This window comes from Thiohalomonas denitrificans (assembly GCF_016841685.1).
Lineage (GTDB): Bacteria > Pseudomonadota > Gammaproteobacteria > Thiohalomonadales > Thiohalomonadaceae > Thiohalomonas > Thiohalomonas denitrificans_A.
In genome coordinates this window covers 1-9,274 of sequence record NZ_JAENYR010000105.1, presented here as the reverse complement: position 1 = coordinate 9,274, position 9,274 = coordinate 1, and the positions used below count along the sequence as shown (strand labels likewise).

The 9,274-nt window shown below is 55.9% G+C and carries 11 protein-coding genes and 1 pseudogene; 4 read left to right on the top strand and 8 right to left on the bottom strand.

Annotation, left to right across the window (positions count from 1 at the left end; genetic code table 11):
• Positions 1 to 330: hypothetical protein (locus Q7L05_RS15905; RefSeq protein WP_303908985.1), on the bottom strand; the 330-nt coding region annotated here is incomplete at its 3' end.
• A 90-nt stretch (positions 331 to 420) separates the two neighbouring features.
• On the opposite strand from Q7L05_RS15905, the gene Q7L05_RS15900 reads away from it, so the two are divergent.
• Positions 421 to 1,128, top strand: a complete 708-nt coding sequence (locus Q7L05_RS15900) for an integrase catalytic domain-containing protein (RefSeq protein WP_303908982.1) — start codon at positions 421 to 423, stop codon at positions 1,126 to 1,128.
• 10 nt (positions 1,129 to 1,138) lie between these two features.
• On the opposite strand, the gene istB is transcribed toward Q7L05_RS15900, so the two are convergent.
• Positions 1,139 to 1,897, bottom strand: coding sequence for an IS21-like element helper ATPase IstB (gene istB, locus Q7L05_RS15895; protein ID WP_303908979.1), 759 nt, complete (start codon positions 1,895 to 1,897; stop codon positions 1,139 to 1,141).
• Positions 1,890 to 3,425 (bottom strand): annotated as a pseudogene (istA, locus tag Q7L05_RS15890) (IS21 family transposase). Before istA ends, istB begins: the two are co-directional and overlap by 8 nt.
• Before the next feature lie 156 nt (positions 3,426 to 3,581).
• Between istA and Q7L05_RS17550 the strand changes: the two are divergent.
• On the top strand, positions 3,582 to 3,842 hold the full coding sequence (locus tag Q7L05_RS17550) for an integrase core domain-containing protein (protein WP_411293347.1): 261 nt from the start codon (positions 3,582 to 3,584) through the stop codon (positions 3,840 to 3,842).
• Between the two features lie 304 nt (positions 3,843 to 4,146).
• On the opposite strand, the gene Q7L05_RS15885 is transcribed toward Q7L05_RS17550, so the two are convergent.
• Genes Q7L05_RS15885 through Q7L05_RS15875 form a run of 3 tightly spaced genes read right to left on the bottom strand, consistent with a single transcriptional unit; the run spans position 4,147 to position 6,481 of the window.
• Entirely contained in the window at positions 4,147 to 4,584 is a 438-nt protein-coding gene (locus Q7L05_RS15885; protein ID WP_303908976.1) for a hypothetical protein, read from the bottom strand.
• 3 nt (positions 4,585 to 4,587) lie between these two features.
• Positions 4,588 to 6,183 (bottom strand): RHS repeat domain-containing protein, encoded by a 1,596-nt coding sequence (locus Q7L05_RS15880; protein WP_303908973.1) that lies wholly within the window; start codon positions 6,181 to 6,183, stop codon positions 4,588 to 4,590.
• Positions 6,167 to 6,481 carry a hypothetical protein gene (locus tag Q7L05_RS15875; RefSeq protein ID WP_303908971.1) on the bottom strand — a complete coding sequence of 105 codons (315 nt, stop codon included), beginning with the start codon at positions 6,479 to 6,481 and terminating at the stop codon, positions 6,167 to 6,169. Before Q7L05_RS15875 ends, Q7L05_RS15880 begins: the two co-directional genes overlap by 17 nt.
• Before the next feature lie 48 nt (positions 6,482 to 6,529).
• On the opposite strand from Q7L05_RS15875, the gene Q7L05_RS15870 reads away from it, so the two are divergent.
• Positions 6,530 to 6,766 carry a hypothetical protein gene (locus tag Q7L05_RS15870; RefSeq protein ID WP_303908968.1) on the top strand — a complete coding sequence of 79 codons (237 nt, stop codon included), beginning with the start codon at positions 6,530 to 6,532 and terminating at the stop codon, positions 6,764 to 6,766.
• Positions 6,767 to 6,836: 70 nt separating this feature from the next.
• The gene (locus Q7L05_RS15865; RefSeq protein ID WP_303908963.1) at positions 6,837 to 7,232 is read left to right on the top strand and encodes an integrase core domain-containing protein; all 396 of its coding nucleotides are present in this window, start codon (positions 6,837 to 6,839) and stop codon (positions 7,230 to 7,232) included.
• A gap of 535 nt (positions 7,233 to 7,767) precedes the next feature.
• On the opposite strand, the gene Q7L05_RS15860 is transcribed toward Q7L05_RS15865, so the two are convergent.
• Together Q7L05_RS15860 and Q7L05_RS15855 are read right to left on the bottom strand one after the other, a co-directional pair.
• Positions 7,768 to 8,454 carry a hypothetical protein gene (locus tag Q7L05_RS15860; protein ID WP_303908960.1) on the bottom strand — a complete coding sequence of 229 codons (687 nt, stop codon included), beginning with the start codon at positions 8,452 to 8,454 and terminating at the stop codon, positions 7,768 to 7,770.
• 5 nt (positions 8,455 to 8,459) lie between these two features.
• A partial coding sequence (locus Q7L05_RS15855) for an RHS repeat-associated core domain-containing protein (RefSeq protein WP_303908957.1) occupies positions 8,460 to 9,274 on the bottom strand: 815 nt, incomplete at its 5' end.

Genomic DNA, 9,274 nt, shown 5'->3' with positions numbered 1-9,274 from the left:
GCCTCCCGCGGCATTAGCACTTCCCTGTGCGTCATAGGCGTAGCTCCAGTCGTAGGTGGTCGCCTGTTTGGTCGAGTCGCCCTCCAGGGTGCTCACCGTGTGGTGCTGGTTCTTGCGGGTGATGTGACGTTCAGGGATGCACCAATGAAGCGGGCGCAGATGCGCAGGAGCGGCGCTGTGGATGGGGTCGTGGTCGTAGTCCATGTCGAGGGTGTGGCCCTCGACACTGCCCAACCTGGGGGTATCGATGGCCGACCCGCCGATTTCCGCATACTCGCGCCCGGCTGTGATGGGCTGCGATCCGGTCTTGCAGAAATCCCGAATTGTCAAAGAGCTTGGGAAGGCCCCGACTTCATGGCGTTCGCGGTACCATGGAAGGTGTTAGGCACTAGCACAGAAAAACAACAGGATACACGAGGGATGCGGCTGTTTTTGGGGCTTTTTCTTGTTCTGGGTTTCGCCGCTATTCTCGTGCTTTGGTCTCTCAACCACCGGCGGCGTTGTCAGTCATTCGGTCGAAGAAAGAGGAGTGGCTCTTCGGTAGTCAACTACCGATTCACGAAAAAACCCGACTGGGTGCCGAAGGAGATCATCCGCATGAAGGCGCTGATGCCCTACTCGGGTTGTCGCACCCTGGCGGACAGTTTCAACCGGCGCTTTGTTTACAAGGGTATAAGTGTCGGCAAGACCTATGTCAGCGAGACCATCCGCAAGCATGAATACGAAGTCCGGGTGTTGAGAAAGAAGCTCAAACACCGAAAACCGAACCCCGTGCCTCTCAACCGTGTCTGGGCGATGGACCTCACCGGCAAGTCCGACACAGGCGGCAAGGTTCACCACATCCTCGGCCTGGTGGAGCATGGCTCTCGGGCTAATCTCTGTTTGCATGGCTTATGCGACAAGGCGAGCATCACCCTCCTCCGCCATCTGCTCGATGCCATCGAGAAGTACGGAAAACCGACATTTCTGCGTACGGACAATGAAGCGATATTTACCTCACGGCTGTTTCGCTTCGGGCTTGGGCTGCTGGGGATCAGGCACCAACGCACCGACAAGGGGTGTCTGTCTGACGTCAATTATTCTGTCCGGTCGGCGACAATTAGAATGGCCGGTCCCGTCGGTGGGTGAATTTAGATGTTTACGTCATAGCCGCCCTCCTTTGCATGGATGTTCTCTTGCGGTAACTCTCGGCCTGGATCTCGATGATCGTGGCATGGTGGACCACCCGGTCGATGGCGGCGACGGTCATCATCTCGTCGGCAAAGATGGCGTCCCACTGACTGAAGGGGTGATTGGAGGTTATCAGTAGGCTGCCGGTCTCGTAGCGATGAGCGATGAGTTCAAACAGGACACTGGTCTCGCCCTCGCTCTTTTTGACGTAGCCGATGTCATCGAGGATGAGCAGGTGGTATTTGTCGAGCTTGGCCAGCGCCTCGGGCAGGCGCAGCTCCCGTTTGGCAGTCTGCAGTTGCTGGACCAGAGCGGTGGTGGGGGTGAAGTAGACCCGCTTGCCTTTGTCGATGAGGCCGTGACCGATGGCGGCGGCCAGGTGGGTCTTACCCACGCCCGAGGGGCCGAAGATGAGCAGGTTCTCCGCCCGCTCGACCCAGCCGACATCCCCGGCGAGTTGCCCGAGGGTGGCCGGGTTGAGGTTGGGGCAGGCCTCGAAGTCGAAGGCGCGCAGGGTCTTGCCCAATGGCAGCTGTGACTGCTTGAGATGGCGGTCCAGGCGCCGGCTCTCGCGCTCGGCCAGCTCCTGCTCGCACAGGGCGGCCAGATAGTCGGAGAAGCCCCAATTGGCCTGCAGGGCCTCGCCCTGGAGTGTCTCCCACTGCTCAGCCATGGTCGGCAGGCGCAGGGCCTTGAGCAGGGTCGGCAGTGCGGTCGAATCAGCCATGGGTCACCTCCTGCACCACGGTGGCGCCTTTAGTGGGCTTGCAGCCGATCAGCGCATCATAATCGGCCGCTGTATGTTGCACCACGGCCACTTCAGGCGGTTTTGTCCGGGGCGGCCCGAAACGCTCCTGTAGCGCCACCGGCGTCGGCAGTTCACCACAGTGCGCTGTCTTCAGCAGATAGTCCCCCAAGGCCTGTTGGCAGTTGTGGTCAGCGGCCAGTTTCAGGGCCCCGACCATCAGCCGGCTCGCCTCCCGGGGCTCAAGCCGGGTGTCCAGCTGCCGCCAGGCCGCCCGCTAGGTGGCGTCCGGGAGGATATCCTGACGCAGAGCCGAGCGGTAGAAGGCCATGGGCTTGGTGGCCAATGAGCCGATGAGGTGGCGGTAGTCGATGCGCCGGGCGCGGCGCTTTCCCTTGACGGGGTAGGTGCGCGGCAGGATTAAGACCAAGGCGCTGCCGGCGTAGCACTCCAGGCGGTCGTCATACAGATGCACCCGCAGCCGCTCCCCAATAAGCCGGGAGGGCACCGAATAGACCACCAGCCGGACACTCAGGGTGGCGGCGGAAGTGACCCGGGCGAAAAGCTCCGTGTAGTCGGCGGCCTTGGCCTTAGGCAGGGGCTGTAAGGCCGCTCGCTCTTCACCGATGGAAGAGGCATTGCGCCGGTTGTGTTTGGCCACGACCTCGTCGATGAATTGCCGGTACGCCTGAAGCGAAGGGAAGTCGTTAGAGCCCCGTAGGGCCAGCGCATCACGCAGGCGCCGCTTGAGGTGGCCGTGGGGCGACTCAATGGCGCCGTTCTCGTGGCTGCGGCCCCGATTGTTGCGCGAGGGGGCCATATCATAGTGCCGGCACAGGGCCGCGTAACGGGCGGTCACGTCCGCCTGCTCGTCCTTGGAGAGGTTGCGGTAGGCGGCCGAGAGCGAGTCGGTGCGGTGCTCGCGGGGCGCGCCACCCAGCCGGGCAAGGGCCTCACACAGCCCCTCGGCCAAGGCGGTGTAGCTCTCGCCACCCAAAGTGACCCGGGCATAACTCCAGCCGCTAGAGGCGAGGCGGAAGTGATACAGCCGGTGCGCCAGCATCTCCCCGACGATGGTGATCTCAATCCCGTTCAATTCGGTGAAGTCCGACAGTCCCAACTGCCCCGGCTCATAGCGCTGGCGGAACATTACCTCCTGCTCCGGCCCGCACTGGGCTCGCCACTGCTTAACCCGGCGCTGAAGGGTACGCAGCAGTTTATCCGGGTACTGCTCCAGCTCCCGCTCCTGGAGGAATTCCAGCAAAGAGATAGCCGAAAGCTTGGCGTCCATCTTAAGCTTGGGAACGAGTTGCGTCTCCCAAACCTCGGCCAATGGATCTTGTCGCGTCCGCCAGTGGCGCGGTCCTTGGCGCTTATCGCCCGATTCTCCCCGTTCAATACGCCTAGCCGTGCGCTCGGAGACCCCGGCTTTGGCCGCACCGGCAACCTGTGTCGAACCGTTTTTTCTTGCAGACATATACACTTTGACCTGTTGTTCTTTGACAGCCATCCTCCTGCCTCGCATTTCCGAGGAAAGCCGTCATGTTAGGCGATCAACCGGCCAAAATAGTTGTCGCCTACCGGTCAAAGTAATTGTCGTTCAACAGGTGTCCGTGCGACCGCCATGGATGGCGGGAGGTAGAGCAATGCAGGAGCAATTGCCGAGATGAATGGGAGGATTGAACGGCTCTTCGGCACGCTCAAGGGAAAACTCAGGCTGTGGGAGATCGACTCTCTCACGCAACTGAATGGAGCGCTGGGTCAGTTTCGATTTTGGTATAACCATGTACGACCACATCAGAATCTGGATGGGCGGACTCCGGCGGAGATTTGGTCAGGTGAGGATGTCTATACCAAACAGCCAAAGAACGAGGCATGGTTTGAGGCATGGGATGGCTTGCTGACGGGGTATCACCTTCGGCTTTAGCCAGCCGAAGCGGAGCGGCATTGAGTGTAAAAAAAGACTGTCCGGGGAGCCGAGTGCCTGATACCGGGATTTTGTGGCAGTAAAGCCTCGAATGCCGGTATAGCTAGACGGATCTCTCGGTGGTTTTGCTGGGTTTGGGTGTGCCGTCACATGGGTCAGGGGGAAAATCGGCGAAAAAATCGCCGATTTCAAATGCAGGGGGTGTAGCGAACAGGCGGACGGGACATCGTGCGTGTTGGGCAGACCAGTCGGGGCTTTCAGAACCAGGATCATTCCGGGCGGACAGGACACCCCACTTTTCACGTCATGCTCTGATCCTAAACCCCTGCCCCTCGTGAAAACCGATATATCCGTGCGGCCCTTTGGACTCATGGACTATGAAATCCCACGAATCTTCCTTTTCCGGCAGGATCAATATATTTACCCCTTCCACCAAAATATCCAATGAGCCGTTAGGAAAAACTGAAACACTGTCAACGTCATACCCTGTAAGCTTGTAAATTCCAACTATTGCTTCACATCTTTGAGCAAAAAAGTCTTCGTCCTGCAACTTTTCACTCTCAGGATAACTTCCTTTTCCGACGAAAATTCGAGCATCGGTATCCACCGAGAATAATTCCGCCACACCTGAATTCCCGCCAGTGAAGAATATCTCCAGCTCTGGTCCAGCCACCTTCATAGAAAGAATGGTAGCACCAACCAACAGGTCCGAAAGCATTTTCTGAATCTGGTCTTGCTGCACTAGCTACTCCGACGAAGATGGCCGCAAGGGGATGTGGCTTTGCTCCCTTTGTTTCTGTTTAGGCAGATTTCCTTTGAATGGCTTACCCGTTGTCGGATTAACCGGTTGCTTGGGATTGTTTGCGCTATTAACTGATATCCTCGGACCATTATTCCCCTTCCCATCCATCACCCTAACCCTAGTCTTATTCCCCTTAACATCGACCTCATGAAAAGTCCCACTCTCATCTGTACCGGTACTCTCATCTTGTGTGTTTCCAACGGGCGGATATCCTGCATCTGTTAAGATATCGCGAGCATCATCAGGTGTGGCATCGGCCGGAATATCAATGTCACCAATTTTTCTTCCACTTTCGTTCCCAGCGTTATCGCTTTGTCCCTCGTTCAGTGCAATCGTGCCAGCAGTAGCTGCGCCCGCGACCATTCCAGGCCCGTGTTTCTTCGCAAAATGCTGCAGTAACTTCGGAACGACAATCCTACCAAGCGTAATAATTCCACCGATGACACAAGCACCGCCACATATAGCATTGCCATCAGGGTCCGTGTAGCGAACCGGGTTGTTATGCGTATAGGTGTACAGCCCTAAATTGATGGGATTGAATACCCCTCCCATCCCCGGCAACTGAGCATCCCGCTCATTATTTCCACTCGGCAGGTACTTCTCAAGAATCGGATCCGCACTCTGCCAAACACTCGTCCTCGGGTCATAGTACCGTGCCCCGAAGTAGTACAGCCCCGTCTCCTCATCCAGCTCCTTCCCGGTGAACAGGTACGGACTTTTCTCTGTATTCCCCCCCTGCTGCACCCAGGTCTCCCCGAACGGGAAGTACTGGATGTGCTCGTGCACCTCGCCGTTCTCCCGGGTGACGTAGCCGGTGGAGCCGAGGTGGTCCGGGTGGTAGTAGAAGAGCTGCTCTCCGTTGGAGCCGAGGGTGACGATTTCCTCCTCGGTGCCGTCGGTATTGTCACCGATGGTACCGTCTTCGATGCCTCCGTCGCTACCGTCCTCCTGGCTGTCGGGGATGCCGTTGCCATCCTCGTCGCAGTGCTCTTCGATGAGGTGCTTGTTCTTGCAGGTGTTCATCGCCACTTCATTGGCTCGGTCGGAGCGGTTGTCGACGCCCTGGCCGGGGTGGGAGCCCTGCTTGAAGTTGCCCTTGGTCTTGGCTTTGGTGTTTTTGTCCTTGCCAGGTGATTTGCCGTTGTTGTTTTTCTCCTTGTCCTTGCCCAGGGCTTTACCGTTGTTGGTCTTCTCGGTGTTTTTGTCCTTGCCCAGGGCCTTGCCGTTGTTGCTCTTCTCCTGCGGGTTGTCGCTCTTCTTCTCCTGTCCCGGCGGGGTCTTGGCGTCGGTGACGCCATCATAGCTGCGGATGAAGCTGGTGCCGCCGGTGACCTTGGTCACTATCCGTGAGTTGCCCACGAAGATGTGCTTGGAGCCGATGGAGCCGTTTCTTTCGGTGAAGTACTGGTTGACGTAGACGGTCAGGTTCTGACGGGACTGTTTGATGACCCGCTGACCGGCATCGTCGTAGCCGTAATGGCTCACCTTGCCGTGGTCGTCGATGGACTGAATGCGGTTTTCATCAGTCGCTCCCGGCATCCTGCCTCCCGCGACACTTGTCCATCCCTGGACATCGTCCGCTGATGGCCCGGTAGGTGGCGTTCTTGTCGTCGCTCCAGCCCAGCTGGTTGCCGTTGGCGTCATAACTGAAGGTGCGGCCGACGATGCTGCCGCTTTCGTCCAGCTCGCCGATGCGGGTGGGGGCGTGGGGCTGTGACCCTCGGCCGCTCCCGGCATCCATGCCTCCCGCGGCATTAGCACTTCCCTGTGCGTCATAGGCGTAGCTCCAATCGTAGCTGGTCGCCTGTTTGGTCGATTCACCGTCCAGGGTCCCCACTGTGTGCCTCTGGTTCTTGCGGGTGATGTGACGTGCAGGGATACACTAATGCCGCGAGCGCAGGATGCGCAGGAGCGGCGAGTGGATGGGGTCGTAGTCCATATCGAGGGTGTAGCCCTCGACACTGCCCTCGGCGCCCTGGTAGGTGCCGGTGGCGTAGGTCAGCCGGTGGAGGCTGTTGCCGTTGGCGAGCTGAAGGTGCGGCCTACGATGCCGTCGCGAGATGCGCAGGTCAGACGCTCCCTAAATCGGAGAGAGAGAACAATCATTCTGGGGTTGGATTAAATTGCGGTACGTCGGATCATTCTTGGGAGTACCGGAAGGAGGCTATGCACAATGAAAGACTTGACCCCTTTTGGTTATCGAAAAATACGGAAAACCGACATTTCTGCGTACGGACAATGAAGCGATATTTACCTCACGGCTGTTTCGCTTCGGGCTTGGGCTGCTGGGGATCAGGCACCAACGCACCGACAAGGGGTGTCCGTGGATGAATGGGAGGATTGAACGGCTCTTTGGCACGCTCAAGGGAAAACTCAGGCTGTGGGAGATCGACTCTCTCACGCAACTGAATGGTGCGCTGGTCCAGTTTCGCTTTTGGTACAACCATGTACGACCACATCAGAACTTGGATGGGCAGACTCCGGCGGAGACTTGGTCAGGCGAGGATATCTATACCAAACAGTCAAACAACGAGGCATGGTTTGAGGCATGGGATGGCTTGCTGACGGGGTATTACCTTCGGCTTTAGCCAGCCGGGGAACAGGGCAGCAAGGCGGAAAAATGGTGACGGGAAGCCCTGTCCGGGGAAACCTATGTCCTGCTGCAGGTATTTTCCGGAAATGGACGGTGTGAAGTGAGGGATCTTGCAGTGCTATTGACAAGATTGTGACCGGTGTCACTGGGGAATGGGGAGAAATCGGCGAAAAATCGCGGAATTTCACATGCCGGAGGTGTGGCGGACAGGCGGACGGGACACCGTAAAGCCTCGAATGCCGGTATAGCTAGACGGATCTCTCGGTGATTTTGCTGGGTTTGCGTGTGCCGTCACATGGGTCAGGGGGAAAATCGGCGAAAAAATCGCCGATTTCAAATGCAGGGGGTGTAGCGGACAGGCGGACGGGACACCCCATTGATTCTGCGATTGGTACGTCGGTCAGGGTACGCGTCAGTCCCGGGCGGCTGGTGCTGACTATCGAGGGGTGAGAAAAAGACAAAACCCCGCTCGGCGATGGCCGGGCGGGGCTTTCGATTTAATAGGTATACTGTCCCCGGAATTCACGGGCTTACTCCTTGAACTCTTCCCCGTGTTTCTTCATGAACTCCTTTTCTTCTTTGCAAATCACCGCCAACACATCTCCAAAACGCTTATAATTACGTTCTCTAACACTCTCAATTAACCTATTTGCGTTTTGAAAATTCTGCTGACCGGCTGACCAGTGACAAATCTGTTTTGCTAATTCTTCATACCCGTCTTTCCGAACCAATTCCTCTAACTTTGTATACTGATGAAGCAAAGGAATGACATGAGTACCAATCATATTTTCTGAAGTCTCTAGGCCCAGCAACATCCCATATTTATCCGGCATTAAGATAATGTCGCCTGCCGGCGCATAATCGTAGTCCACTGCCAGGTGAAAAAGATGATCTAACACGTCTTTGTCGGCAAATAATGGTCCATCAAGATCGTAAATCAAACTGTTATCGACTTTTTTTCTTGGAAGGTCGATTAGTATCTGCATCTCCTCATCATCATTCATTCCAAATTTATCCGGAAAAACTAGAGAGTAACAGACAGGGCACCTAACGCCTTTCTCAAGCTCAAGCCCATGCCAACCGTCCAGAGATAAAACAGTGGTCGGCCAGCTTATTAGCGATACACCTGACGAACTAAATGTTGCGGCGGCCATCACCACAAGCAATACCGCCCCAAAAAAACCAAACACAGACTTCAGTATGTTCTCCCTAGTCATTGGCTTTATTCACCATCATTGTAATACGGCCACCAATCTCTAGATGGTAACTGCATGTATGTCCCTTCCTTACCACCTGTGTTTAAACTAGGTAATACCTCTCTGAGGAGATTTTCGAAACCTTTCTTTCCGTCTTTCCCTGTGTACTGTGAACTAACACAAGTTGCACAGCCTTCGGAGAAGAATGGCCCTCCATAATGAATTCGGCCCGCCGATATTGTTGTTTCCTTACCACCTTTAGTGACAGTAAGTTTATCCTGATTCTTTTTACCAATATCCGTAACAGAGATTGCATGAATATCGGGGCTCCAATCGCTTATATCGTTAAGCTGCGCCCATTGTTCATTATCACCAAGCATTTTGCCCCGCTCATGCGATTTCATTTTGCTGCTAAAGGCATCAAAAGAAACCTCAAACGAACCTACCGTCCCTGATAAGTTACCAGAAGACTTAGCCGTCTCATATTCCTGTGGGGTGCTGTAGTCGTACGTCTTGAATCCGACCACACCATAATCACCGCGATGAGAACTGATATCAGTTTTACTATTCATACGGAAATACACAGGCACCGCCACGTCCTTGCCATCTGGATCCACTAGCATTAATGGATTGAGATGCGCATAACCGTAAAGGCTTAAAGCTAATGAGTTGTAAACACCGCCATGACCGCCTAGTTGATCTGAATCTTGACCTACCTTTGGCAAGTATTTACCGAGGATCGGATCCACCGACTGCCAAACACTCGTCCTCGGGTCATAATACCTAGCCCCGAAGTAGTACAGCCCCGTCTCCTCATCCAGCTCCTTCCCGGTGAACAGAT